The following is a 24145-nucleotide window of genomic DNA, read 5'->3' as shown; positions in this document are numbered from 1 at the left end:
CCGGACTGGGCTGAATGCCCGTCAGTGCCCCTCCGGGAAAGGGCTTTTCATGGTGCGTGTCCCGTCGCTGACCCTGGCCGTGGCCGGCGCCGCCTTACTCCTCCCGCCGATGCTGTCCGACGCCGCGGCCCGCGGCCGGGGGGAGCCGGTGGCCTGGCGCGAGGGCGATGTCCGTGCCGCGGATCTGCTGGCCAAGGTGCGTGACTGCACCCAGATCTCCCACGGCCGCTTCCGCAGTGACGGCGGCAGACCGGCATCGATCGCGGTGTGCGGCAACCGGCGGGTCGTCTTCTGGAAGGCCGACATGGACATCGACTGCGACGGACAGCCCGGCCCACGCTGCAACCGCCGTACCGATCCCTCGTTCTCGCAGGCCACCGCCTACCAGCAGTCCGACGGGCGCTATCTGAGCGCCGAGCGTCTCCCGTACATCGTCGTGCCGGCCTCGAGCCGCATCTGGGACCCCGTCGACGACGGCGTCCGCGGTGGATCGGTCGCCGCCGTCGTCTACCGGGGCCGTGTGCAGTACGCGGTCGTGGGCGACATCGGCCCGGAAGGCGTCATCGGCGAGGCCTCCTACGCCACCGCCAAGGGCCTCGGCATCCGCCCGGGCCCGAACGGCGGCGGCACGCCCTCCGGCGTCACCTACATCGTCTTCAAGTACTCGCAGGTCAAGCCGATCGAGAGCCATGCCGCCGCCGTCGCGGTGGGGCGGCGGCTGGCGCAGCAGTTCGTGCAGGGGGGATGAGCACCGGGGGCCCACCCGTTGTCGACGGGCAGGAGCACGCCTTGACGCGAGACGGCCGGGCCACCGGCGTCTCGGCGCCGACCTGTGGCGATGCTTCCCGGTCAAGGAGCCTGCATACGGGCAGCTGTTCACGGCCGGAGCCGACATGCGCGCCGACCGGTGGCAGGGCCGGGCAACCCGCTGCCCGTCGACCGCCGTCGCGCCCGAGCCGACTACGGACCTGGGTGCCTTCGCCGGTACGACCGCGCGACGGCCGGTGCGCCGACCCGGCTGACCTGCGTCGAGCCGCGCTTGCGTGTCGCGTGGCTGGACGTACGGGCAGCGGGGACAGGCATTCGCCCGCGCCCTCCAGGAGCGCGCCCATGGCGGCGGGCACGTGCGGCCCGCGATCCAGGCGGTGCTGTTCAGGACGGCCCTGAGTGCGGCTGTCGATTGGTACGCCTGGCACGCCGTCGGCGTGGAGCCGGACCGCGGCGGCGGGGGAGGCAAAGCCGACGGCAGCGGTGCGCTCGGCCCTCACCGCCGCCGCGGAGGGACTCGGGGTGGGCGGGGTCAGACCTTCCGGTAGGTGTACGCCTCAGCGGCGGCCGCCTCCACCGCCGAGAGATCGGCGCCCGTGGCCGCCGTGACCACCGCGGCCACCGCGCCCTCCACGAAGGGGGCGTCCACCAGCCGTGTGTGGTCGGGGAGTTCGTCGCCCTCGGCGAGCAGCGCCTTCACCGTGAGCACGGCGCTGCCGAGGTCGGTGAGCACGGCGACCCCGGCGCCCCGGTCCACGGACGCGGCCGCCGCGGCGATCAGCTCCGCGCTCGTGCCGAGCCCGCCGCCCTCGGTGCCGCCCGCCGCGGCGACGGGCACCGACACCCCGCCGCCCGCGAGCCCCTTCGCCAACTCGGCCACGGCGGCGGCCACTTCGGCACTGTGCGACACCAGGACGATCCCGACCTGCTTGCCGTCACTCACCGTCGGCCTCCGCGAGAGCGGCCACGAGCAGCGCCGACGACGTGGCGCCGGGATCCTGATGCCCGATGCTGCGCTCCCCGAGATAGCTGGCCCTGCCCTTGCGGGCCTGCAACGGCGTGGTCGCGAGCGCGCCCTCTTCGGCGGCGGTGCGGGCCGCGGCGAACCCGCCCTCGTCGAGTGCGTCCACGGCCGGCACCAGCGCGTCGATCATCGTCTTGTCGCCCGGTGCGGCGCCGCCGAGCGTCATGACCGCCTCCACCCCGGCCCGCAGCGCCTCGGCGAACTGCTCCACGCTGACCTCACCGGCGTCCCCGAGCGCCTTGCCCGTGCGGCGCAGCAGTGTGCCGTAGAGGGGCCCCGACGCGCCGCCGACGGTCGAGATCAGCTGCCGCCCGGCCAGCGTCAGGACCGCACCGGGCGTGTCCGGCGCCTCCTTGTCCAGCGTCGCGGCCACGGCCCGGAACCCGCGCTGCAGATTGCTTCCGTGGTCGGCGTCCCCGATGGGGGAGTCGAGGGCGGTGAGCCGTTCCGCCTCGCGGTCCACGGACGCGGCGGTCGCGGTCATCCAACGGCGGAAGAATTCGGCGTCGAGCACTGGATCTCCTTGCGTGGTAGGTACGTGGACACCGCGGCCGGCCGGGCTACATGCCCCAGCGCAGCCCGGGCGTCTTCACCGGCGCGTCCCACAGCCGCAGCAACTCCTCGTCGACCTGGCACAGGGTGACCGAGGCCCCGGCCATGTCGAGCGAGGTGACGTAGTTGCCCACCAGCGTCCGGGCGACCGCGACCCCGCGCTGGGCGAGCACCCGCTGCACCTCGGCGTTGAACCCGTACAGCTCGAGCAGAGGCGTCGCACCCATGCCGTTGACCAGGACGAGCACCGGATTGCGTGGGGGCATGTCCTCCAGGATCGCGTTCACCGCGAACTCGGCGATCTCACCCGAGGTCATCATCGCCCGCCGCTCCCGGCCGGGCTCGCCGTGGATGCCGATGCCCAACTCCAGTTCGCCCGCGGGCAGATCGAAGGTGGGGCTGCCCTTGGCGGGCGTGGTGCAGGCGCTGAGCGCGACGCCGAAGCTGCGGGAGTTCTCGTTGACCTGTCGGCCGATCGTCTCCACCCGCTCCAGCGGCTGCCCCTCGTCCGCCGCCGCGCCCGCGATCTTCTCCACGAACAGCGTGCCGCCGACACCGCGCCGCCCGGCCGTGTAGAGGCTGTCGGTGACCGCCACGTCATCGTTGACCAGCACCTTGCCGACCTGGATGCCCTCGTCCTCGGCGAGCTCGGCCGCCATGTCGAAGTTCAGCACGTCGCCGGTGTAGTTCTTCACGATGAACAGCACGCCCGCCCCGCTGTCCACGGCCGCCGCGGCGCGAGCCATCTGATCGGGCACCGGCGAGGTGAACACCTCACCGGGACAGGCCGCCGACAGCATGCCGGGACCGACGAATCCGCCGTGCAGCGGCTCGTGCCCCGAGCCGCCGCCTGAGATCAGGGCGACCTTCCCGGCGACCGGGGCGTCCCGCCGCACGATCACCCGGTTCTCCACGTCGACGGTCAGCTCGGGATGGGCGGCAGCCATGCCCCGCAGGGCGTCCGCGACCACGGTCTCCGGCACATTGATCAACATCTTCATGGGTACCTCCGAGGGAGACTAGCAGGACGGGCTGTCAGGTGGCGGTGGCCTGTTGGGCATGTAGCAGCTGGAAAGCCTCTGTCGGCAGTATCGACCTTGTGGTGGTGAAGGTCACGCCTGCACGTGCGGCTTTTGGGTGGCTCAACCCGCTGGGGCCGCCGGCCTCGCCGGGCCTTGGTGAGTGAGGGAGGGTTTGATCGCGCAGTCGGTTACCTGCCGTATGGCATGTGCGGAGACGGCTGCAGCGTCCGGGGTGTCAGGTTCGGGTGGCTATCGGTCGAGAGGGAGCGTGGGCGGCCGCAGGCTCTGACGGTTCGGTTCCGCCTCGGACCGACCAGGAGGTCAGCGTGCTGACGGCGACAGGCCGGCAGCTGCCGATCGGGTGCCTGGTACCGGGGGTGCTCTTACGCTGAGAGGGACCGCCCGCAAGTCGCCGCCACTCGTCCACCAACATCAACTCTTCGTCGCATACGGAGTGACGGCGTCAGCACATGAAGCTGTGCGCGGCCCACTGGTGACCCGTCTCGCATCTCGTGCCGCTCGTCATCGGTGCAGCGTCACGGCCAGGTGCCGCACGCGCCTTCTCCGCGTGCCCGGAGAGGGAGTACCGGCCGTATCAGTGTCCTGCCGCATTCGTCGAGCCCTGGTCTCTCCTCCCGCACCAAGCCACCGGTTCCCGGCGATCGCAGAAGCCGCCCCTTGCCATCGCGCCTCCCCGCCATAGCATTACGACAGTAAGTTAAACGATCGTAATTCAATAACGCAGGGAGTCTGTGATGGCGGCACATCGGCCGGTAGCACTCGTAACGGGGGCGTCATCGGGGATCGGTAACACAACCGCTCGCGCCCTTGTCCCAGCCGGGTTCGAGGTGATCGGAACCGGACGGAACACCTCGGGACTCACCCCGCCCGCCGGTGTGACCTTCCTCGACCTCGACGTGACCAGTGACGCATCCGTCACCGCGGCCGTTCAGGAAGTGATCGAACGGTCGGACGGATCGACGTCCTCGTCAACAACGCCGGTCTCGGCTCGGCCGGCGCCGCCGAGGAGATCTCCGTCGCCCAGGCCCAGAGCCTCTTCGACCTCAACTTCTTCGGTCTCGTCCGCATGACCAAGGCCGTCCTGCCGTACATGCGCGCCCAGGGCCGTGGACGCATCGTCAACCTCTCGTCCGTCCTCGGCGTCGTCCCGCAGCCCTACATGTCCCTCTACGTCGCCGCGAAGCACGCCGTCGAGGGCTACTCCGAGTCCCTGGACCACGAGGTCCGCGAGCACGGCGTCCGCGTCCTGCTCGTCGAGCCCGGCTACACCCGGACCGCCTTCGACGCCAATGCCGCGCAGCCCGACACACCGCTGCCGCTGTATGCGGAGCGGCGGCGTGTCTTCGACGAGGTGGTCGCTGCGGCAATGAAGACCGGCGACGACCCTGCCGTCGTCGCCAAGGAGATCGTCACCGCAGCCACCGTCCCGAAGCCGAAGCTGCGCTACACCGCCGGACCGCTCGCCTCACGCGTCACCACCGCGCGACGCCTCGTCCCTGCCGGGATCTTCGACAAGCAGATCCGCAGATTCAACCGGATGCCCGGCTGACGTCGCAGCGCAGCCGGGCCATCGACCTGCAGTGCGCGCGAGAGGCGCGTTCAGCTCTGCCGTGACAAGGAGCGTCACCATGGGAATCAGCACGGAAGCACAGCAGTTCGCGCAGTTCCTCGAAAGCGTGCGCGCGAAGGCGTCGGCACCGGGCCTCGACCTGGCCGTCGTCCGCGACATCGTCGACACACATGCTTCGGCATCGACCGAGCCGGAAGGCGTGACCTACGCCGACGTGGACGCGGACGACGTCCCCGCCCTGTGGGCCATCCCTGAGGGCGCCGACCCCGACAAGGCGCTGCTCCACTTCCATTTCGGCGGATCGGTCGCCGCCTCGATCACATCGGACCGCAAGGCCGCCGGCCACATCGCCAAGGCGGCCGGAGCCCGCTCATTAGTCGTGGGCTTCCGCCTGGCGCCCGAGCACCCCCACCCGGCGCAGATCGACGACGCCGAGACCGCCTACCGGTGGCTGCTCGCGCAGGGCTACGAGCCGCGGAACGTCGGCAGCACCGGCCACTCCATCGGAGGCACCCTCGCGGTCGCGCTGCCGCTGCGCCTGCTCGCCAAGGGCGAGGCAGCCCCCGGGGCGATCATCAGCATCTCGCCGTGGACCGATCTCACCATCAGCAACCCGAAGGTGGACGAGAACGAGGAACTCGACAAGATGCTCAGCCGGGACATCCTCGAGCAGTTCCGAGCGGCTTGGCTGCAGGACCCCGGCGTGGACTTCACCGACCCCGACATCAGCATCCTGAACGCCGACCTGACCGGCCTGCCGCCCACGGCCCTCCACTACGGCGAGTACGAGGCGCTTGCCGGCGAGGGCGCCGAATTCGGCCGCCGACTCGTCCGCAACGCCCTCACTCTGCTCGGCGTACAAGAATCCCGCTGACGCGCCGCAGCATCACCCGGCAGGACCTCAACGCCCTAAAGAAGGACGCGGGGACCGCCCTGTATGGCACCGTCGACGGCGCGGTGAAGAGCCTGCGTGACCACTACGACACGCCATCAACGCCGTGGTCGTCCTGACCGATGGATGCGAGGAAACCCAGGGCGGCCCCGTCCTGGAAGAAGTCACCGGAACGCTCGGTGACCCCGAAGCTCCCGCCGTGCGGGTCTTCACCATCGCCTACGGCGGCGACGCCTGCAGGGACAAACTGCAGCAGATCGCCGAGGCCGGCCATGCCCGTGCCTACGACGCGAAAGACCCCAACACCATCGAGAACGTCCTGACCAACGTCATCTCCAACTTCTGAATCCCGGCACGCGTACGTGGCCCCGATCACCGCCCGGGGCCACGTCCCTTGCACCGCACTTGAGGCCGGGCCCCCGGAGCCGCCTTCTCGGGTTGATGGCGGGCTACCGGCGGGTGCTCATGTAGCGAACGCCCGAGGCCCACTTCTCCTGCACACCCCTGCATCAACCATGGCATCAACTCCTGTGCCCCTCCTGAGACTTCTGAAGGCGAAGTCCAGGAAAGAGCTTGGATCAGAGGCCGGCTCCGGCTCGGGGGCGGACGGTCATCCGCAGGTTGCGCGGCCGTACGGTGAGCCGGGCGACCTGGCCGATGACCTGGCCCTCGGCGAGTTCCAGCCGTACGGAACGCAGCATCGTCGCGAGCGCCGTGACCATCTCGGTGAGGGAGAAACGGTCCCCCATGCACTTGTGCTTGCCGTCCCCGAAGGGCACGAACGCGCCCGGCGGAGGCTCCTGAGCGGGGTCGGTCCACCGGTCCGGGTTGAAAGTGAGCGGGTCGGGGAAGCGCTCGGGGTCGCGGTGCAGGGCGTGCTGGCAGTAGGCCAGCTCGGTGCCGGCGGGCAGTGTCCACTCGCCGAGCCGGGTCTCCTCGGTGGTGCGGCGGGTGACCAGCCAGCCGGGGTGGTGCAGCCGCAGGGTCTCGGTGATCACCCGGTCCAGGTACGGCAACCGGATCATGTCGTCGAAGGTGACCGGCCGTTCGCCGAGGACCTCGTCCAGCTCGGCCAGGACCCGGGCCTCGATGGCAGGGTTGCGTGCGAGCTCGTACAGGGTCCAGGACAGCAAGGACGCGGTCGTCTCGGTGCCCGCCACGGCCAGGAGGAAGATCTCGGAGCAGATCTGATGTGCCGTCAGCGGCTCGCCGGTCTCCTCGTCGATGGTGCGCAACAGCATGGAGAGCATGTCCCCGGTGTCGTGCCCGGAGGCGTGCAGTTCGTCGACGGCGGTGCTGATGGTGGCGCGCACTTCGTCCCGGGCCTGGTCGAATCGGCGGTTGAAGGGCAGCGGCAGGCGCTCGGCCCAGTCGGGCAGCATCATGCGCAGACCGACGCCGCTCATCACCACCGACACGTTGCTGCGCAGCCGGCGGAAGACGGCGTCGTCGAGGCTGCCGGCGAACACCGTCTTGGCCAGCATGTCGAGACTGAGCCCGACCATCGCCTCGTGTACGTCGAGGGGCTGCCCGCGCTCCCAGGCGGCGACGGTGGCCGTCACCTCGGCGCGCATGAGGTCGACGTACCGGCTGATCTCGGTGTGGGCGAACGCGGGCTGAAGCTGGCGGCGTCTGCGTACGTGGTCGCGGCCGGTGGCGGTGACGACGCTGTCGCCCAGCAGCTGGCCCAGCTTTTCGTAGAGCCGGCCCTTGTCGAGGCTGGGTGCCAGGGCTTTGAGCATCTGGTGGATCAGGGCCGGGTCCTGGACCACGATGGTGCGCGTCCCGGGTTGCAGGACGATCTCGACGAGTGGTTCCCGTGTCTCGCGCAGCGAGTCGATGAAGCCGAGGTTGTCACGCATCTTCAGCGCGTGGCCGATGAGCGGAAACGATCCTGCGGCTCGGGGTATGGGGGGAGGCGCAGTGGACGTCACGGGTGATCCCTTCACGGCAGTCATGAACGCCCCATCACTGCCCTGAACCTTCCCCAGCGCAATCCTGTCATGAACGTGTCCTGCGCCACGTGAGGCGAGCCGGTTGGTCACCTGCGGCGCCGGGTATCAGGGCGGTCACCCCGGCGAGCTGCTCCGGCTCCTCATTCCTCACCGGTGCCGGCCCTGGCCGTCGGCGTCGCGGCCGCGTCCTTCAAAGGCGCACGCTCCCTGCTCACCAGCGCCCAGACCGTCCGGGACGCGCACCAGCCCTCGCAAGCCTGCGGCAGCTGCTGCGGTGCACGCGGCGTCCTGGCCGCTCGACAAAGATCTCAGAACGGCTCGAAGCTCGGCTGTACGGGGCCGATCTCGCCGGCGGCGACCAGTTCCTCCAGATCCTCAGGCTCCAAGAACTCCAGAGCTTCCGGTTCGATGCCGTGATATCGGTCAACGTCGAGCAGCCGCCGCACGAACGCCAGGGCGAGGCCTGAGAACGGGCCGTCGAAGGTCTCACAGCCCTCTTCGTGAGCCATCGTGACGATCTTCCATCGGTCCGGGTCCGGGTCGCAGGGCAGGAAGAAGTGCTCGTCGCCGCTGTAGTCGTAACCCCAGGAGATCATCCACCGGGCTCGGGGTGGAAGGGGTGCGGAACGTGTTGGGACTCTCCGCGGCCGAGGGCTCGGTCTCGACGCTCAATGACTTGCCGAGCAAGGCCCGCAACCCATCCAACGACGACATGGCGGGTCAGCGGCTCCGGGAGCTATTCGAGGTTTGTGCGCGCCTCGTCATCACCCGCGGGGCCGGCTCGGGTCGGTGTCCGTGAGGCGGATCCCGGTGACCAGGTCGGGGCGGATGCGGACCGCGTAGTCCATGGTCTGCTGCACCCAGGGATGCAGCAGCTCCCAATAGCGGGCCAGCTCCCGCGGGTCGGTCACCAGTCGGGCGTAGCCGGTGGCCACCACGCTCCAGCCGAGGTGTGTGGCCGGGTCGATGGTGTCGGCCTCGTAGGCCACGACCACGCCCGAGGGTGCGGACTCGCGCGCATGGGAGGTCAGGGCCGCGCCTTCGTGGGTGCGGATGACGATGTCACCGTGGTCCAGGATGTGGTTGACCGGGCGGATGGTCGGCAGCGCGTGCCGGGTGAAGACGACCCTCCCCACGGACACGCTGCCGAGCAGCCGCAGCGCTTCGCCGCTGTCGAGTTCGATGCTCCGGCGCGGCCCGACCGGAACCGGCTGGGTGTTGTCGAGGCGCATGGCGGGTTTTCCGTACGGTCGGCGGCTCGTTCCTGCCGTCATGCAACCGTCCTGCCGCAGCGGACGAAAGGGCCGTTCGGCCCTCTTCCGCGTCCGGTCGGCCCTGCGACCGGAGCGTTGGTCCACGGGGTCCGTGACCGGTGGGATCCCCCAACCGGCGCTGGTGCACTGCGGACGCCCCAGATGCCGTACCGGCCAGGCCCCGGACGGTTACCGTGGCACATGAGCAGTGCGGTCGGCCGGCGGTACGACTAGGGGAGCTGGAGGATCACCGGTGGGAAGCCCCGAGGAGTCCGAGGGCGCGCGGGTGCGGCTGCCGCAGCTGAGGCTGGATGAGCTTCTGGGGGAGCTGCAGGCCCGGCTGGACGCGGCGCGCGGGACCCGTGACCGGGTGCACAGTCTCCTGGAGGCCGTGCTCTCGGTGGGCCGGGAGCTCGACCTGGAGCAGGCGCTGCGCGGCATCGTGGAGGCCGCGGCGACGCTGGTCGATGCGGAGTACGCCGCCCTCGGTGTGATCGGCCCGGACGGCCGGCGGCTGTCGGCCTTCCACACGGTCGGGGTCACCGCGGAGCAGATCGCCAGGATCGGCCCGTTCCCCGAGGGCCACGGCATCCTCGGGGAGCTCATCCGCCACCCCGAACCGCTCAGGCTGGCCAAGATCTCCCAGCATCCCGAGTCCTACGGTTTCCCCGCCCACCACCCGCCGATGAACACCTTCGTCGGGGTTCCGATCCGGGTGCGCGAGCAGGTCTTCGGCAACCTGTACCTGACCGAGAAGCGTGGCGGGGCGCAGTTCGACGAGGAGGACGAGTCGGTCCTGGCGACCCTGGCCGTGGCGGCCGGTGTCGCCATCGACAACGCCCGCCTGTACGAGGAGTCCCGGCTGCGCGAGCGGTGGCTGCAGGCGAACGCGGAGATCACCCACGACCTGATGTCCGGCCGTGCGCGCTCCGACGTCCTGCGGCTCATCGCCGAGCGGGCCGGGGAGATCACTGGTTCGGCCCTGGCGGCGGTCGCGCTGCCCATGGAGGACACCACCTCACTCGCCGTGGAGATCGCCGTCGGGATGGATGCCGAGGCGCATCGGGGCCTCGTGCTGCCCATGGACCGGAGCCTGATGGGGCTCGCGTTCTCCGAGGCCGCCCCGGTCACCAGCACGGATGTCATTCGCGACGAACGGATATCGCCGGTGCCCGCGCGCTTCGAGGGGCTGGGCCCCGCCGTTGCCGTGCCCATCGGCACGGGTGAAGGGGGCGCACGAGGCGTGGTCCTGCTGGCGCGCAAGGCCGGCCAGCCCGGGTTCACGACGACGGAGACCGTGCCGCTGCAGGCCTTCGCCGCGCAGGCCGCCATCGCGATGGAACTGGCCGAACGCCGCCAGGACGCCGAGCAGATCGCGGTGCTCGAGGACCGTGACCGGATCGCCCGGGACCTGCACGACCTGGCGATCCAGCGGCTGTTCGCCACCGGTATGACGCTGCAGAGCGCCGGCCGCTTCATCGAGCACCCGGAGGCCGCGGCGCGCGTGGCGCGGGCCGTCGACGACCTGGACGAGACCATCAAGATCATCAGGTCGACGATCTTCGGGCTGCGGGCCCGCGAGGGCGGCGCCGGAACCGGGTTGCGGGCGCGCGTGGTGCGCGTGGTGGGCGAGGCGGCCCGGGTGCTGGGCTTCGCCCCCAGCGTGCGGATGGAAGGCCTGCTGGACACCGATGTGCCGCAGGAGGTCGCCGACCAGGTCGAGGCCGTCCTCTCCGAGGCCCTGACCAACATCGCCCGGCACGCCGGGGCCGACCGTGCCGATGTCGTCCTGGAGACCGACGGCCGCGAGGTCCGGCTGACGGTCACGGACAACGGGGTGGGCATCCCGCCCGGCGGCCGCCGCAGCGGGCTGCGGAACATGGCCGAACGGGCCGAGCAGTGGGACGGAGCGCTGAAGCTGGACAGCGGACCCACGGGCGGCACCGTGCTGGTGTGGCACGTACCGCTGCCGCGGGCGTAGCGGTACGCATCACGGCGCGGACGCCTCCTGACACGACGACACCAGGCCTGATGCAGAGGGGCACGCAATGGCGTGATCAACGGGCGGGGCGGTCGCCCGTCTCCGGCTGGTCCAGGTGCGTGGCGAGGACCGCGGCCTGCACCCGGCGCTGGACGCCCAGCTTGGCCAGCAGCCGGGAGATGTGGTTCTTGACGGTCTTCTCCGAGAGATAGAGCTGCTTGCCGATCTCACGGTTGGTGAGTCCCTCCCCGATGAGGGCCAGGATCTCCCGCTCCCGCGGCGACAGACCCGCCAGCTCCGGTGCCACCGAGGGTGTTTCGGCGGGTTCGGTGCGCAGGGAGCGCATGAGCCGGGCGGTGGTCGCGGGGTCGAGCATGGACTGGCCGGAGGCGACCGTGCGGACCGCCGAGACCAGGTCGGAGCCCTTGATCTGCTTGAGGACGTAGCCGGCGGCGCCGGCCATGATGGCGTCGAGGAGCGCGTCCTCGTCGTCGAACGAGGTGAGCATCAGCACGGCGAGCTCGGGCATACGGCTGCGCAGCTCCCGGCAGACGGAGATGCCGTCGCCGTCGGGCAGGCGCACGTCCAGGACGGCGACGTGGGGGCGTACCGCGGGTGCGCGGACGAGTGCGTGCTCGACGTTCTCTGCATCGCCGACGACGGAGATGTCCGGCTCGGCGTCCAGCAGGTCGGCCAGTCCGCGCCGGACGACCTCGTGGTCGTCGAGCAGGAAGACACGGATCGGGTCCTGCGCCGTGAAGCTGCGTGCCTCGGTCATGGAGACCCCTCGTTCCCCGAATGCGTGACGGCCGGCTGCGGGCCGTTCGTCACGACGATCATCACGTGCGGAGACCGGATGCACCAGGGCCGACCGGCCCCACTCCTCGCCACCCTGTGCCGACCGGCCCGCCGCCCGAAGTCCCGACTGCCCCTCCCGCCGACGGAGAAGTGGTGAGACCTTTTAGGTGTGTCCGTCCTCATTGCGCCCGTAAGGGGGTGTGACCGATGCGGAAGGTCAGACGCACGCAGGTCATGGGGTGGCGTTGGCGCAGCAATCCGCTGCGGCGGCACAGCGATGTGGTGGAGGCGTGGATCGTGCTGGCCGCCTGGACGGCCGCGACGGCCGGGGGCGTTGCCGCCGGGATGGTCGGGGCGCAGGCGGCGCAGCACGTGGTGAACCAGGACCGGGCGGGCCGTCGGCCGGTGTCCGCGGTCGTCGTGAGGACTGTGCCCGGCAGCGGGCGGGACGTCGTCACCGGTGTGCGCTACGACCGGGTGCTGGCGACGGTGCGCTGGAGCGACGGGAAGGGAGCGGTCCGTACGGGCACGGTGGACGTGAGGCCCACGGCGAAGCCGGGCAGTCAGGTGCAGGCCTGGACGGACGGGCGCGGCCGGCTGGTCTCGCAGCCGGTGAGTACCGCCGAGGCGGCGACCCGTGTGGTGCTGGCCGGCACCGGAGTCGGGCTGGCCACGGGGCTTACGGTTCTGGGCGGCGGTCGGCTGGTGCGGCTGCGCGTGCAGCGACGGGCCACCGAGCGGTGGGGCGCCGAATGGGAGCGGGTCGACCGGCAGTGGGGGCACAGGACAGGCTGAGTCGACCGGCCGACCGCCGGCGCGACCATGCCCGCCGGACGACCGCCTGGAGGAGGATGAGGTCGTCAGCTCGTCGTCCGTGACCGAGCCGGCCGGCGCCGGAGCCGGGAGACCCTCCCCTCGATCGCTCGGCTCACCGCGAGGTCCCGCTGCCGTACGGCGCGTACAGGTCCAGCAGCCGCACCCGGGCCGCCTGCAGCCGGTGGGCCACGACCTCGCCGACCCAGCGGGCGATGGTCCGTCCGAACGCGGGGTCCTCCTGGCAGATCGTGCGCACGGTCGCGGCGTCGAACTCGTACGCCCGCAGTGGCGAGGCCGCCTCGGCGCCGAGGTGCCAGCTGTACGGGGCGAACAGCCAGGACCAGCCGAGCAGTTCGTTGTGCCCGAGGCACTCGATGACGGCCGCCCGGCGGCCGGGCACGCGCATGTCGAGATCGACCGTGCCGGTGCGGATGATCCAGAACCTGTCGGCACGACCGCCCTCCTCGAAGAGCCGGGCGCCCTGGGGGAACGACACCTCCCGGGCGATCCGCAACAGCCGCTGCCGGTGCTCGGCAGGCAGCGCCCGCGGCATGCTCGTGGTGACGGGAGCGTTCATGGCGTACCTCCACTGGGGCGTACGGACTACCGCTCCCAGCGTGTGGGCGCGTTGCGGCACGAACCAGGGGCCGGTCGGCCCCGGGCGAGGACATCCGGCCCCTGCAACGCCCGCCACCGGGCAGCGACGCTGGAAGCGGAACCCCGGTCGGGTGGCCGCCGTCGTGCACGGCACCTCGTTGGTCGGTTCGATCGTGGGTACCCGGCAGGACCAGGTCAGAGCCCGTATCGGGCGGGCTCGGCAACGGAAGGGTGAGGACGATGGATCTCCCGCTGGTCGTGGGCGTGGACGGCTCCGAGCTGAGCCTGCGGGCCGTCGACTGGGCGGCCGACGAGGCGGTGCTGCGCGGGGCGGAGCTGCGGTTGGTGTACGCATCGCTGTGGGAGCGCTACGAGGGCAACGCCCTCGCCGCGGACCTGGGGAAGCCGTCCGAGGCGGTGCTCGCCGAGGACGTCGTCGACAGCGCGGCCCGGCGGGTGCACGCCCGCCGTCCGGATGTGAAGGTGACACCGGTGGTGCTCGCGGAGGAGCCGGAGTACGCCCTGGTCGACGAGGGCCGCCGGGCCGCCGCAGTGGTGGTGGGCAGCCGTGGCCGCAGTGGCATCGCGGAGTTTCTGCTCGGTTCCGTCAGCCTGTCCGTGGCCGCGCACGCCGACTGCCCGGTGATCGTGCTGCGCGGTGGCCGCGACAAGCAGGCGGTGCCGGGCGCTCACGGGCGCGTGGTCCTGGGCGTGGGGGAGGAGGGGGCCGGGTCTCCGGCCGTGCGCTTCGCCGTCGACGAGGCGCGCCGCCGCGGGGCGCGTCTGGAGGCCGTACGGGCCTGGCGTTGCCCCCTGCACGAGACCACCGGCTATCCGGCCATGGCCGGGGAACCCGCCCGGCAGTACGAGGACCAGGCCGAGGCGGCGCTGGACCAGGCGCTGCACGACGTCCCGGCGGACGCCGACGTGCACTGCCGCACCGTCGAGGGCCCCGCCCGCAGGGTCCTGGTGAACCTCTCCCGCGACGCCGACCTGCTGGTCGTGGGGGCCAAGCGGCGCGAGGGACGCTTCGGGCTGCAACTCGGCCGCGTCGCCCACGCGGTACTGCACCACTCCGCCTGCCCGGTCGCCGTCGTACCGCAGCGGGTGTGAGCGCCGTGACGGGCTTACAGGGTCGCTGCGTGATCGGGGACGTACGTCTGCAGGTCACGGGGCGAGCGCTCGTAGCCTGTCGACTCCGGCCGGTCCGGCAGCGCAAGGACCGGCGGCGGCACGTCGTGATACGGCAGGGAGTCCAGCAGATGGGCGATCATGTTCAGCCGTGCCCGGCGCTTGTCGTCGCTCTCCACGACGAACCACGGCGCCTCCGTGATGTCGGTGTGCACCATCATCTCGTCCTTGGCCCGGGAGTACGCCTCCCAGCGGGTGATCGACTCCAGGTCCATCGGCGACAGCTTCCAGCGCCGCAGCGGGTCCTCCAGCCGGCGCCGGAAACGCTCCTGCTGCTCGGTGTCGCTCACCGAGAACCAGTACTTGCGCAGCACGATCCCGGCCTCCACCAGCATCCGCTCGAAGATCGGGCACTGCCGCAGGAAGAGCTGGTACTCCTCCTTGGTGCAGAACCCCATCACATGCTCGACCCCGGCCCGGTTGTACCAGGACCGGTCGAACAGGACGATCTCCCCGGCGGCCGGCAGATGCTCGACGTAGCGCTGGAAGTACCACTGGGTGCGTTCGCGCTCGGTCGGCTTCGGGAGGGCCGCGATCCGGGCGACACGGGGGTTGAGGTGCTCGGTGACCCGCTTGATGGTGCCGCCCTTGCCGGCCGCGTCCCGTCCCTCGAAGACGATGACGAGGCGGGCGCCCTCAGCGCGCACCCACTCCTGCAGCTTCACCAACTCCGTCTGCAGGCGCAGCAGTTCCTTCTCGTACGTCTTGCGCGGCAGCTTCGCCGCCTTCTTGTCGGCCATGCCGCCTCCACCGCCCGCTGACCCACGTCGATGACTTCCGGAGTCACTCATGCCCATGGTCGAACATCAGGACGCCACCGTACTTTCCGACGAGGAGCTGCGCACCCTGGTCGCCCACTGGCGGGCCGCCAACTACCTGTCCGCCGGACAGATCTACCTCATGGCCAACCCGCTGCTGCGCGAACCCCTCGATCCGGAGCACATCAAGCCGCGGCTGCTCGGCCACTGGGGCACCTCGCCCGGTCTGAATCTCGTCCACACCCACCTCAACCGCGTCATCAAGGCCCGCGGCGTCGACGCCCTGTGCATCTGGGGCCCGGGCCACGGGGGACCGTCCGTGCTGGCCAACTCCTGGCTGGAGGGCAGCTACAGCGAGACGTATCCCGACGTCAGCCGGGACGGGGCCGGCATGGAGCGCCTGTTCCGCCAGTTCTCCTTCCCCGGCGGCGTGCCCAGCCATGTGGCGCCGGAGACCCCCGGCTCGATCCACGAGGGCGGTGAACTGGGCTACTCGCTGTCGCACGCCTACGGGGCGGCCCTGGACAACCCGAACCTGCTGGTCGCCTGTGTGATCGGCGACGGCGAGGCGGAGACGGGACCGCTGGCCGCCTCCTGGCACTCCAACAAGTTCCTCGACCCGGTCCACGACGGGGCCGTACTGCCGATCCTCCACCTCAACGGCTACAAGATCGCCAACCCGACGGTGCTCGCGCGTCTGCCCGAGCACGAGCTCGACGAGCTGCTGCGCGGCTACGGCCATGCGCCGATCCACGTCAGCGGCGACGACCCGGCCACCGTGCACCGTGCGATGGCGCAGGCGATGGACGACGCGCTGGACCGCATCGCCGCGCTGCAGGAGTCGGCCCGCGAGGCCGGTGCGGGTGAGCGATCGCACTGGCCGATGATCGTGCTGCGCACCCCCAAGGGCTGGACCGGGCCCGCCGAAGTCGACGGAGTGCCGGTCGAGGGCACCTGGCGCGCCCACCAGGTCCCGCTGGCCGCGGTGCGCGAAAACCCGGAGCATCTACGGCAGCTGGAGGCGTGGCTGCGCTCCTACCGCCCCGAGGAGTTGTTCGACGGCGACGGCCGGCCGGTCGCCGAGGTCCTCGCCTGCATCCCCCAGGGAGCCCGGCGCCTGGGCGCGACCCCACACGCCAACGGCGGCCTGCTCCTGCGCGACCTGCCCGTCCCGCCCCTCGATCGGTTCGCCGTGCCCGTCGACAAGCCGGGCACGACCCTCCACGAGCCGACCCGGGTCCTCGGCGACCTCCTCCGGCAGGTCATGGAGGACACCTCGGACCGCCGTGACTTCCGGGTCGTGGGCCCCGACGAGACCGCATCCAACCGGCTGCAGGCCGTCTTCGAGGCCAGCGGAAAGGCCTGGCAGGCCCAGCAGCTCCCGGTGGACGAGCACCTCGACCCGCACGGCCGCGTGATGGAGATCCTTTCCGAGCACACCTGCCAGGGCTGGCTGGAGGGGTATCTGCTCACCGGCAGGCACGGACTGTTCTCCTGCTACGAGGCCTTCGTGCACATCGTCGACTCGATGGTCAACCAGCACATCAAGTGGCTGAAGACCTCCAGGCGGTTGCCGTGGCGCGCCCCGATCGCCTCCCTGAACTACCTGCTGACCTCGCACGTATGGCGCCAGGACCACAACGGCTTCTCCCACCAGGACCCGGGCTTCGTCGACCACGTCCTCAACAAGAGCCCCGAGGTCGTACGGGTCTACCTGCCGCCGGACGCCAACACGCTGCTGTCCGTCGCCGACCACGCACTGCACAGCCGCGACTACGTCAACGTGATCGTGGCCGGCAAGCAGCCCTGCTTCGACTGGCTGTCCATGGACCAGGCCCGCGCCCACTGCGCCCGCGGAGCCGGCATCTGGGAGTGGGCGGGCACCGAGAACGGAGGGGAACCGGACGTCGTCCTCGCCTGCGCCGGGGACGTCCCCACCCAGGAGGTGCTCGCCGCCGCCCAACTGCTCCGCCGCCACCTGCCCGATCTGGCGGTCCGCGTGGTCAACGTCGTCGACATGGCCCGCCTGATGCCGCGCGAGGAGCACCCGCACGGCATGAGCGACTTCGAGTACGACGGCCTGTTCACCGAGGACAAGCCGGTGATCTTCGCCTACCACGGCTACCCGTGGCTGATCCACCGCCTCGCCTACCGGCGCACCGGCCACCAGAACCTGCATGTGCGCGGCTACAAGGAGTCCGGCACCACGACCACGCCGTTCGACATGGTCGTCCGCAACGACCTGGACCGCTACCGCCTGGTCATGGACGTCATCGACCGCGTGCCCGGGCTGGCGGTGCGCGCCGCGGCCGTACGCCAGCGCATGGAGGACGCACGGCTGCGCCACCACGACTGGATCCGCACTCACGGCACCGACCTGCCGGAGGTCGCGGAGTGGACCTGGAGCGGATGAGTCCGGACTGCTCGACGGGGGCCGATCGGCCCATGCATTCCGGGCCGCCATGACCGAGCCTGGAAGAAGGCGACGAGCGATCTTCGAGTCGACGGACGAGGGGGTGTCGGGCCATGGCACTGAGGCGTCCCACCCCGGTGAAGAAGGTGCGGTTCTGGCGGTGGCGGCACAATCCGCTGCGCCGGCACAGCGACTGCGTCGAGGCCTGGATCGTCCTGGCCACCTGGATCATCGCCCTGGTGGGCGGCCTGCTCGCGGGCTCTGCCGCGGACGCGGCCATGCAGCACAGCCTCGCCGCGCGACGCGCTGCCGTGCACTCCGTGCCGGCCGAACTCACCCGGAACGCGGACAGCACCGCGAACGTGTCGACGGACGGTGGGACCACGGTGTGGGGAACGGTGCGCTGGAAGGCCGCCGACGGGACCACGCACACCGGTCTGACGCGGGTGGACCCGAGCAGCACCGCGGGCACCCCGGTCACCGTGTGGGTCGACGAGCGGGGCGCGTTGACCACCCGGCCTCCCAGCGAGGGGGATGCGCGCGGGCAGTCGGCGTTGACGGGTGCACTGGCCGCGGCGGGTGCCGCCGGCGTCGCCCTGGGCGGCGGACGCCTGACCCGGCAACGACTCGACCGGCGGCGCATCCGCGCCTGGGAGGCCGAGTGGGAGCGCGTCGGCCCCCAGTGGCGGAAGAAGATGAGCGGATGACCGACGGCCCGTGCCGGTCCGGCTGGTCACACGTCCCGGAAGGGAGCAGGATTCCTGCAACACACCGCGGTGCCCCGACCACCTGTTCGGCAACGACATCCGCATGGCGAACAGCCACACACGCCTCTTCCCGCATCTGCCGGCCGCGTCCCGGCGCGCAGTTGCCGTAGCCGAGCGGGGACGCGTTCGCTGCAAGACCTTCCAGCACCCGCCGGTCGGCCTGGTCACCATCAAAACTACTGGGGCCAGTTCGACCAGTGGGCGGGCAGACCATCCCGCTCGGCGCCGACCTGGGCCGGCAGGGGCAGCGTCCAGGTGTAGACGTCCGGGTCAAAGGAGCGCAGGCGTTTGACGAGCCTGGCGGTCGACCAGGGCCAGCAGAAGGTGTTGATGCCCGGGAGGCCGAAGTAGTAGCTGGTGCCGCCGGCGGTGTTGTAGACGGTGTTGCGCAGCGCCTCGTGCAGGGCCTGCTGGTGGGCTGCTTCGGCCTCGGGCTTGACATCGAGTGCGGACGCCCCGCTGGTGCGCAGGTGGTTGAGGGCGGTGGTGATGTAGCGGAGTTGGGCTTCGAGGACGGTGGGGACGGCGGTGGTTCCAGTAAGCAGGTTCGGGCCGATGAGCAGGAAGAGGTTGGGGTATCCGCTCACGCTGGTACCGAGGTAGGCACGACGGCTCTCGGCCCACGTCTGAGCCAATGTGCCGTCGGTGCCGTGTAGTCGGGGGGCCAGGGGGACGTCGCCGATGTGGTATCCGGTCGCCAGGACGATGATGTCGGCGCGAGTGCGGGTGCCGTCGGCGCCGACGACGTCGGAGCCCTCCACAGCGGTCACGCGGGTGGGATGCAGCCGCACGTTGGAGCGGGTGAGGGCGGCGTAGTAGGTGCCGGAGGTGATCAGGCGGCGGCCGCCGAGACGGTAGTCGGGAGTAAGGGCCCGCCGTAGTGCGCGGTCCCGTACCGAGGCACGCAGATAGAAGCGGGCGAGGGCCTCCAAGGGCCGCAGCAGGTGGGGGTGGCGCAGGGGTACGCCGATGGCTTCCTGGGTCCAGTGGTGCAGTCCGCGTAGTGCGAGGCGTGTTGCCGGGTGGTGCGCGAAGAGGCGGTGGAGTCCCGGAGGAAGGGGGTAGTCAGGTTTCGGAAGCACCCACTGCGGTGTGCTCTGGAAGACGTCGACATGGGTCGCCTTCGGCTGGATCTCGGGCAGGAACTGGACGGTGGAAGCTCCGGTGCCCACCACTGCGACACGCTGTCCGGTCAGGTCGACGTCGTGGTTCCAACGGGCGGAGTGGAAGGTGGTGCCGGGGAAGGTGTCGAGGCCGGGGATGTCAGGATGGCGGGGCCGATGCCAAGGGCCGGTGGCGACGATCACGGCCCGTGCGGTGTACGTGCCCGATGCGGTCTGCAGCTTCCAGCGGTGAGAATCCGGGTGCCAGCGGACGCTCAGCACCTCCGCGTCGTAGCGGATCGCCCTGTCCACACCGTGCGTCGCCGCGGTGGTGTCGAGGTAGTCGAGAATCTCGGATCGGTCGGCGAAGCCCCGGCTCCACGAGTGGGGTGCGAAGGAGTATTCGTACAGCACCGACGGTACGTCGCAGCCGCATCCGGGATAGGTGTTGTCGCGCCAAGTCCCGCCGAGGCGGCTGGACTTCTCCAGCACGACGACATCGTCGAACCCGGCCCGGTTCAGCGCGATCACAGCGGCCACGCCGGAGAGGCCGGCCCCGATGACGACGACTTCCGCTTCATTTCCCGTGCTGTCGATGCTGTGATCGGTCACCGGCGCCCCTGCCTGCCTCCGGGAGCGCCCCGGTACCTGTGCCGAACCGCCCCCAACCGCTTACTCGGAGCAACCGATCGTAGAGTTGTTCGCGAGGGCATCTACCGACATAGCCGGTAGATGCCTCGTAAGAGTGATCTTACTTGGTCGGCGAAGTATCACCGTGAAGGGCCATAACCTGGTCCGTGCGCCTTGTCGTACCGCAGCGGGGTAGCCGACAGGGCGGCCGCGGTCGCGGTGGGCAGGACACGGCGCCGTAACGAGGTGACCATCACAGATGTCATGAGGGACCTTTCGCCTGGAGGGGCAAGGTCACGCCGCCGACGAGACCGCCCACCGCTGGCCGGCGCTGCCCGCGCAGGACGCGATCGTCAACTGTGTCTTGTTGGTGGCGCCGTTACTGGAATCGGTGAGGCAGAGGCCGGAGACGGGGTTGACGATCTCGCCCGACGCGTCCTTCTGCCACTGCTCGGCCTGGGTGCCGTTGCAGGTGTGCAGCTGGACCTTCGTGCCGGAAGCGGTCGCGCCGTTCGTCACGTCCATGCAGTCGTTCAGCACCTGGAGGGTGCCGTCGGGGACGACCTTCCAGGTCTGCGCGGAGGTGCCGTTGCAGGTGTAGATCTGGATGGCGGTTCCGTTCGAGGTGCCGGAGCCGGCGTCGTCCACGCACTTGCCGGTGACGGTCTCGGTGATCGGGCCGCTGGGCTGGGCGACACCGGTGCCCGGGGTGCCGTCGTAGGACGGGGGCGGACTCGTCGCGGCCCAGGCGGTGTTCGCCGACGAGGAGACCGTGAAGTCCAGTTCCGTGGAGGCGGTGAGGTACGACGCCGGGACGTACGCCTTGTTCCAGGCGCCGCCGTCGAGGGTGAGCGACTGGACATAGGGCGAACCGTCCGCCGCCGCGGGGGCGTTGACCGTGAGCGTCTGTCCGCTGCCCGTCGTGACGACGGCCGAGGTGAACATCGGGCTGCCGATGGCGAGGTCGGCGGTGCCGGGGATCTCCGGGTAGAGACCCAGGGCCGACCACACGTACCAGGCGCTCATCTCGCCGAGGTCGTCGTTGCCGGGCAGACCGCCGGCGGCGTTCGTCCACAGCTGGTCCTGGACGGCCCGTACCGTCGACTGTGCCTTGTACGGCTCGCCGACCCAGTCGTACTCCCAGGGCAGGCCGATGCTCGGCTCGTTGCCCAAGTTCGACTGGGTGCCGATGACACTGCCCAGGCCCTGGAACCCGCCGAGCACGCTGTCCAGGTACGACGCCATCGACGCGTTGCCGCCTTCCAGGGACGCCAGCCTGGCGAGGTTGAAGGGGATCATCGGGGTGTAGGTGAAGGCGTCGCCCTCGGCGAAGTCGTTGGACGAAGTGCCGCTGATCAGCTTCGCATTGAAGCCGTCCATCCAACGGCCGTTGGAGTGCTGGGGCTGAATGTAGCCGGAGGACGGGTTGTAGATGTTCTCCCAGTCCTGTGCCCGGTCCTGGAACTTCTTCTGCGTGGCGCCGTCGCCGAGTGCGCCCGCGAACGCCGACAGCGCGAAGTCGTCGGTGTCGTACTCCAGTTGGGTGGAGACCGTGGCGTATTCGTGGCAGCAGCCGTAGAGCGAGTTGGTGGGCAGGTAGCCGAAGGAGTCGAGGTAGGTCACACCGGGTGTGACGTCGGTGTTCGTCGTCTGTTCCTTGACCATCGCGGACAGGGCGGTCGCCGTGTCGAAGTTGCGGGCGCCGAAGGCGTAGTAGCCGGCGAGCAGCGGTACGGCGGAGTCGCCGACCATGATGTGCGTCTCGGCGGTCTCCATGCCCCACTTGGTGAGGGTGCCGCCCTGCTGGTAGTCGTCGACGACGGACTGCGCCATGTCGGAGGCGGCCGAAGGGTCGAGCAGCGCGGTGAGTTGGGCTTGGGAGCGGTAGGTGTCCCAGGTGGAGAAGTCGGCGTACTTCGCCGAGTGACCGCTGCCGACCGTGTGGACAGCGTTGTCGAAGCCCCGGTACGAGCCGTCGGTGTCGCTGATGACGGACGGGAACAGCGAGGCGTGGTAGAGCGCGGTGTAGAAGACCGTCCGCTGGTCCGAGGTGCCGCCGGTGACGGCGATCTTCGACAGCGCGGTGCTCCACGCGGACGCGGCGGCGGACTTGACGGCCTCGAAGGTCTTCCCCGTCACTTCGGCGTCCCGGTTGGCCGCGGCCTCGACGGCCGAGGTGTACGAGATGCCGACGCGGGCCTCGACCGTCCTGCTGTTCGTGGTGTCGAAGGTCAGGTACTCGCCGCCGCTGAAGGCGCCGGAGGCGGTGAAGGGGTGGTCGAAGGTGATCGCGTAGTAGAGCGTGATCGGGGTGGTGTCCTCGCAGAAGCCGGTGCTGGTGATCGACCCGGTCACCGTGTTCTGGCCGCTCAGGGCGAGCGTCGAGGAGGTGAACGGCGTCTGGGTGTTCTGCACCTTGAGGAGCAGGTTCGCCTGGGCGGAGGACGGGAAGGTGAACTGGCCGATGCCGGCGTGCGTGGTGGTCGTCAGCGCCGCACTCGTGCCGTTGCCCAGGCTGACGGAGTAACTGCCCGGCGAGGCCTGCTCGTCGGAGTGCGAGAAGGACTCCGTCGTGGCGGCGGGGTCCGAGCCGATCGAGCCGGCCACGGGCAGGATCGGCAGGTCCCCGGCCGCGTCGCAGCCGACGCCGGAGACATGGGTGAGGCTGAAGCCGGAGATCGCCGAGTCGGCGTGGTTGTATCCGCCGCCCTTGGGGCGTGACGTGGTGTCGGGGGACCACTGGAGCATGCCGTGCGGCACGTCGGCCCCGGGGAAGGTGTTGCCGGCGCTGAAGTCGCTGTTGCCGCCGGTGCCGATGTAGGGGTTGACCGACGACACGGGGTCGGCCGTGGCGGCCACTGCCCCTGCCGCGCCGGCCAGTTGGCCGGACACGGCGAGGGCGAGCGCCGCGGCACCCGTGGTCAGGGTCCGCAGGAGCGCGCGGGGGCGCCTGGTGTCAGCCACGGGCCAGTACGTCGCTGAGGACGCCGTCGGCCGGGGCGGTGATCCAGTCGGTGGAGATGTACGAGGCTCCGTCGGCGGCGAGTTCGGCCACCCGGGCCTGGGCGTCGGCGAGGGACGGTGCGGAGGAGCTGAGGGCGGGGGAGACGTCGTAGGCGTCGGTGACGACTTGCAGGTAGTGGTTGGTGTTGTACCACTCGGTGTTGCCGTCGCCGACCCAGGCGCCGGCATCCGCGTCGAACACCACGAACCAGGGGCGCAGCGTGGTGTCGCTGTAGCGGGTGCGCGGGTCGACGGCCTGGGCGCCGAGGACGCTCGGGAAGACCGCCGCCTGGCTGATGTTGCCCGCGGCGGCGAGGTCCTTGAGGTGCTGGGCGTAGACCACGTCCGACCACGAGGAGGCGGGGCTGACGGCCTGCTCGAAGGTGCCGGGGATGATCTCCACGATCGCGCGGCCCGCGAGCGAACCGTAGGTGGCCCAGTTGTCGGCGCGGGCAGCGGTGTCGAGGTCGGCGTACTTCGTGCCGTCGCTCTTGGCGAGGAGGTCGGCGGGGGTGTAGAGCACGCTGCCGAGGTGCGCCTTGACGTAGCTGTCGAACTCGGTCGGGTTCATGCCGAGGGTGTCGTAGAACCCGTTCTTCATCTCGATCTTGACCATGAGCGGGTGGCTCGTGGGGTGGGCCTGGAGCCAGATCCGGATGTCGTCGAGGCAGCTGTCGAGGTTCTGGTTGCGGTCGCCGGTGTAGAGGTCGGCGCCCGTGGACGCCTGGACGCAGTTGTTGTTGCTGCCCAGCGGGTTGCTGTGGCTGACGTCCCACTTGCCGTTGAACACGTTGTGCCAGGTGTCGAGTTCGACCAGCGAGGTGCCGGTGTCCAGCGCGTTCGCCAGGTAGGTGTACGTGGACTTGTCGTCGTACGTGTTGTGGATGCCGGTCCCGGACACACCGGCCAGCGTCTGCCCGCCCACGTCGGCGGCGTGTGCGGTGGGCGACGCCACCGCACCGAGCAGCAGGGTCACGGCCGTCAGGAGCGCGAGGCGGATTCTTCGGCGAATCATGGGCATGCCAGACCCT

20 protein-coding genes and 1 pseudogene are annotated in these 24145 nt (G+C 70.5%); 9 read left to right on the top strand and 12 right to left on the bottom strand.

What is annotated here, in order from left to right; genetic code table 11:
* The first annotated feature begins 52 nt into the window (after positions 1 to 52).
* Positions 53 to 748 (top strand): glycoside hydrolase family 75 protein, encoded by a 696-nt coding sequence (locus ACWCRD_RS18605; RefSeq protein ID WP_450967025.1) that lies wholly within the window; start codon positions 53 to 55, stop codon positions 746 to 748.
* A 552-nt stretch (positions 749 to 1300) separates the two neighbouring features.
* On the opposite strand, the gene ACWCRD_RS18600 is transcribed toward ACWCRD_RS18605, so the two are convergent.
* Genes ACWCRD_RS18600 through dhaK form a run of 3 tightly spaced genes read right to left on the bottom strand, consistent with a single transcriptional unit; the run spans position 1301 to position 3345 of the window.
* Positions 1301 to 1711: a PTS sugar transporter subunit IIA domain-containing protein gene (locus ACWCRD_RS18600; RefSeq protein WP_450966878.1), complete on the bottom strand. Its 411-nt coding sequence runs from the start codon at positions 1709 to 1711 to the stop codon at positions 1301 to 1303.
* Positions 1704 to 2306 (bottom strand): dihydroxyacetone kinase subunit DhaL, encoded by a 603-nt coding sequence (gene dhaL / locus ACWCRD_RS18595; RefSeq protein WP_450966877.1) that lies wholly within the window; start codon positions 2304 to 2306, stop codon positions 1704 to 1706. Before dhaL ends, ACWCRD_RS18600 begins: the two co-directional genes overlap by 8 nt.
* A gap of 46 nt (positions 2307 to 2352) precedes the next feature.
* Positions 2353 to 3345, bottom strand: coding sequence for a dihydroxyacetone kinase subunit DhaK (gene dhaK, locus ACWCRD_RS18590; RefSeq protein ID WP_450966876.1), 993 nt, complete (start codon positions 3343 to 3345; stop codon positions 2353 to 2355).
* Positions 3346 to 4121: 776 nt separating this feature from the next.
* On the opposite strand from dhaK, the pseudogene ACWCRD_RS18585 reads away from it, so the two are divergent.
* From ACWCRD_RS18585 to ACWCRD_RS18575, 3 genes and pseudogenes are all read left to right on the top strand, one after another.
* Positions 4122 to 4936, top strand: a pseudogene (locus ACWCRD_RS18585) (oxidoreductase).
* Between the two features lie 79 nt (positions 4937 to 5015).
* Positions 5016 to 5831 (top strand): alpha/beta hydrolase fold domain-containing protein, encoded by an 816-nt coding sequence (locus ACWCRD_RS18580; RefSeq protein WP_450966875.1) that lies wholly within the window; start codon positions 5016 to 5018, stop codon positions 5829 to 5831.
* 124 nt (positions 5832 to 5955) lie between these two features.
* Entirely contained in the window at positions 5956 to 6195 is a 240-nt protein-coding gene (locus ACWCRD_RS18575; RefSeq protein ID WP_450966874.1) for a hypothetical protein, read from the top strand.
* 232 nt (positions 6196 to 6427) lie between these two features.
* Here ACWCRD_RS18575 and ACWCRD_RS18570 read toward each other — a convergent pair whose 3' ends face one another.
* The 3 genes from ACWCRD_RS18570 to ACWCRD_RS18560 form a co-directional block, all read right to left on the bottom strand.
* Positions 6428 to 7807 (bottom strand): cytochrome P450, encoded by a 1380-nt coding sequence (locus ACWCRD_RS18570; RefSeq protein WP_450966873.1) that lies wholly within the window; start codon positions 7805 to 7807, stop codon positions 6428 to 6430.
* A 305-nt stretch (positions 7808 to 8112) separates the two neighbouring features.
* Entirely contained in the window at positions 8113 to 8400 is a 288-nt protein-coding gene (locus tag ACWCRD_RS18565) for a hypothetical protein (RefSeq protein WP_450966872.1), read from the bottom strand.
* Between the two features lie 168 nt (positions 8401 to 8568).
* Complete coding sequence (locus ACWCRD_RS18560; protein ID WP_450967024.1) at positions 8569 to 9036, bottom strand: pyridoxamine 5'-phosphate oxidase family protein; 468 nt, start codon at positions 9034 to 9036, stop codon at positions 8569 to 8571.
* A gap of 274 nt (positions 9037 to 9310) precedes the next feature.
* On the opposite strand from ACWCRD_RS18560, the gene ACWCRD_RS18555 reads away from it, so the two are divergent.
* Positions 9311 to 11038 (top strand): sensor histidine kinase, encoded by a 1728-nt coding sequence (locus ACWCRD_RS18555; protein ID WP_450966871.1) that lies wholly within the window; start codon positions 9311 to 9313, stop codon positions 11036 to 11038.
* Between the two features lie 76 nt (positions 11039 to 11114).
* On the opposite strand, the gene ACWCRD_RS18550 is transcribed toward ACWCRD_RS18555, so the two are convergent.
* Positions 11115 to 11816 (bottom strand): response regulator, encoded by a 702-nt coding sequence (locus ACWCRD_RS18550; protein WP_450966870.1) that lies wholly within the window; start codon positions 11814 to 11816, stop codon positions 11115 to 11117.
* Between the two features lie 227 nt (positions 11817 to 12043).
* Between ACWCRD_RS18550 and ACWCRD_RS18545 the strand changes: the two genes are divergently transcribed.
* Entirely contained in the window at positions 12044 to 12631 is a 588-nt protein-coding gene (locus ACWCRD_RS18545) for an Rv1733c family protein (RefSeq protein ID WP_450966869.1), read from the top strand.
* Positions 12632 to 12764: 133 nt separating this feature from the next.
* On the opposite strand, the gene ACWCRD_RS18540 is transcribed toward ACWCRD_RS18545, so the two are convergent.
* Entirely contained in the window at positions 12765 to 13229 is a 465-nt protein-coding gene (locus ACWCRD_RS18540; RefSeq protein WP_450966868.1) for a cyclic nucleotide-binding domain-containing protein, read from the bottom strand.
* Positions 13230 to 13489: 260 nt separating this feature from the next.
* On the opposite strand from ACWCRD_RS18540, the gene ACWCRD_RS18535 reads away from it, so the two are divergent.
* Positions 13490 to 14362: a universal stress protein gene (locus ACWCRD_RS18535; RefSeq protein ID WP_450966867.1), complete on the top strand. Its 873-nt coding sequence runs from the start codon at positions 13490 to 13492 to the stop codon at positions 14360 to 14362.
* A 14-nt stretch (positions 14363 to 14376) separates the two neighbouring features.
* Here the strand turns inward: ACWCRD_RS18535 and ppk2 are convergent, their stop codons facing one another.
* The gene (gene ppk2 / locus ACWCRD_RS18530; RefSeq protein WP_450966866.1) at positions 14377 to 15180 is read right to left on the bottom strand and encodes a polyphosphate kinase 2; all 804 of its coding nucleotides are present in this window, start codon (positions 15178 to 15180) and stop codon (positions 14377 to 14379) included.
* Positions 15181 to 15229: 49 nt separating this feature from the next.
* Between ppk2 and ACWCRD_RS18525 the strand changes: the two genes are divergently transcribed.
* Both ACWCRD_RS18525 and ACWCRD_RS18520 read left to right on the top strand, forming a co-directional pair.
* Positions 15230 to 17611, top strand: a complete 2382-nt coding sequence (locus tag ACWCRD_RS18525; RefSeq protein ID WP_450966865.1) for a phosphoketolase family protein — start codon at positions 15230 to 15232, stop codon at positions 17609 to 17611.
* 113 nt (positions 17612 to 17724) lie between these two features.
* On the top strand, positions 17725 to 18318 hold the full coding sequence (locus ACWCRD_RS18520; RefSeq protein WP_450966864.1) for an Rv1733c family protein: 594 nt from the start codon (positions 17725 to 17727) through the stop codon (positions 18316 to 18318).
* A gap of 236 nt (positions 18319 to 18554) precedes the next feature.
* Here the strand turns inward: ACWCRD_RS18520 and ACWCRD_RS18515 are convergent, their stop codons facing one another.
* The 3 genes from ACWCRD_RS18515 to ACWCRD_RS18505 all read right to left on the bottom strand — a co-directional run bounded on the left by ACWCRD_RS18515 (position 18555) and on the right by ACWCRD_RS18505 (position 24129).
* Positions 18555 to 20093, bottom strand: coding sequence for a flavin-containing monooxygenase (locus tag ACWCRD_RS18515; RefSeq protein WP_450966863.1), 1539 nt, complete (start codon positions 20091 to 20093; stop codon positions 18555 to 18557).
* A 312-nt stretch (positions 20094 to 20405) separates the two neighbouring features.
* Positions 20406 to 23075: a lectin gene (locus ACWCRD_RS18510; protein ID WP_450966862.1), complete on the bottom strand. Its 2670-nt coding sequence runs from the start codon at positions 23073 to 23075 to the stop codon at positions 20406 to 20408.
* On the bottom strand, positions 23068 to 24129 hold the full coding sequence (locus ACWCRD_RS18505; RefSeq protein ID WP_450966861.1) for a hypothetical protein: 1062 nt from the start codon (positions 24127 to 24129) through the stop codon (positions 23068 to 23070). Before ACWCRD_RS18505 ends, ACWCRD_RS18510 begins: the two co-directional genes overlap by 8 nt.
* Positions 24130 to 24145: the final 16 nt, after the last annotated feature.

The organism is Streptomyces sp. NPDC002092, assembly GCF_053593775.1.
Note: the sequence above shows the minus strand (reverse complement) of the source record. Positions and strands in the feature narration are given on the sequence as shown.

What these genes read in the sequence shown, in the direction of transcription:
- dhaK (WP_450966876.1), bottom strand. Translation starts at nt 3,345, where the DNA reads ATGAAGATGTTGATCAATGTGCCGGAGACCGTGGTCGCGGACGCCCTG.
- ACWCRD_RS18580 (WP_450966875.1), top strand. Translation starts at nt 5,016, where the DNA reads ATGGGAATCAGCACGGAAGCACAGCAGTTCGCGCAGTTCCTCGAAAGC.
- ACWCRD_RS18570 (WP_450966873.1), bottom strand. Translation starts at nt 7,807, where the DNA reads ATGACTGCCGTGAAGGGATCACCCGTGACGTCCACTGCGCCTCCCCCC.
- ACWCRD_RS18565 (WP_450966872.1), bottom strand. Translation starts at nt 8,400, where the DNA reads ATGATCTCCTGGGGTTACGACTACAGCGGCGACGAGCACTTCTTCCTG.
- ACWCRD_RS18560 (WP_450967024.1), bottom strand. Translation starts at nt 9,036, where the DNA reads ATGCGCCTCGACAACACCCAGCCGGTTCCGGTCGGGCCGCGCCGGAGC.
- ACWCRD_RS18550 (WP_450966870.1), bottom strand. Translation starts at nt 11,816, where the DNA reads ATGACCGAGGCACGCAGCTTCACGGCGCAGGACCCGATCCGTGTCTTC.
- ACWCRD_RS18545 (WP_450966869.1), top strand. Translation starts at nt 12,044, where the DNA reads ATGCGGAAGGTCAGACGCACGCAGGTCATGGGGTGGCGTTGGCGCAGC.
- ACWCRD_RS18540 (WP_450966868.1), bottom strand. Translation starts at nt 13,229, where the DNA reads ATGAACGCTCCCGTCACCACGAGCATGCCGCGGGCGCTGCCTGCCGAG.
- ACWCRD_RS18535 (WP_450966867.1), top strand. Translation starts at nt 13,490, where the DNA reads ATGGATCTCCCGCTGGTCGTGGGCGTGGACGGCTCCGAGCTGAGCCTG.
- ppk2 (WP_450966866.1), bottom strand. Translation starts at nt 15,180, where the DNA reads ATGGCCGACAAGAAGGCGGCGAAGCTGCCGCGCAAGACGTACGAGAAG.
- ACWCRD_RS18525 (WP_450966865.1), top strand. Translation starts at nt 15,230, where the DNA reads ATGCCCATGGTCGAACATCAGGACGCCACCGTACTTTCCGACGAGGAG.
- ACWCRD_RS18520 (WP_450966864.1), top strand. Translation starts at nt 17,725, where the DNA reads ATGGCACTGAGGCGTCCCACCCCGGTGAAGAAGGTGCGGTTCTGGCGG.
- ACWCRD_RS18505 (WP_450966861.1), bottom strand. Translation starts at nt 24,129, where the DNA reads ATGATTCGCCGAAGAATCCGCCTCGCGCTCCTGACGGCCGTGACCCTG.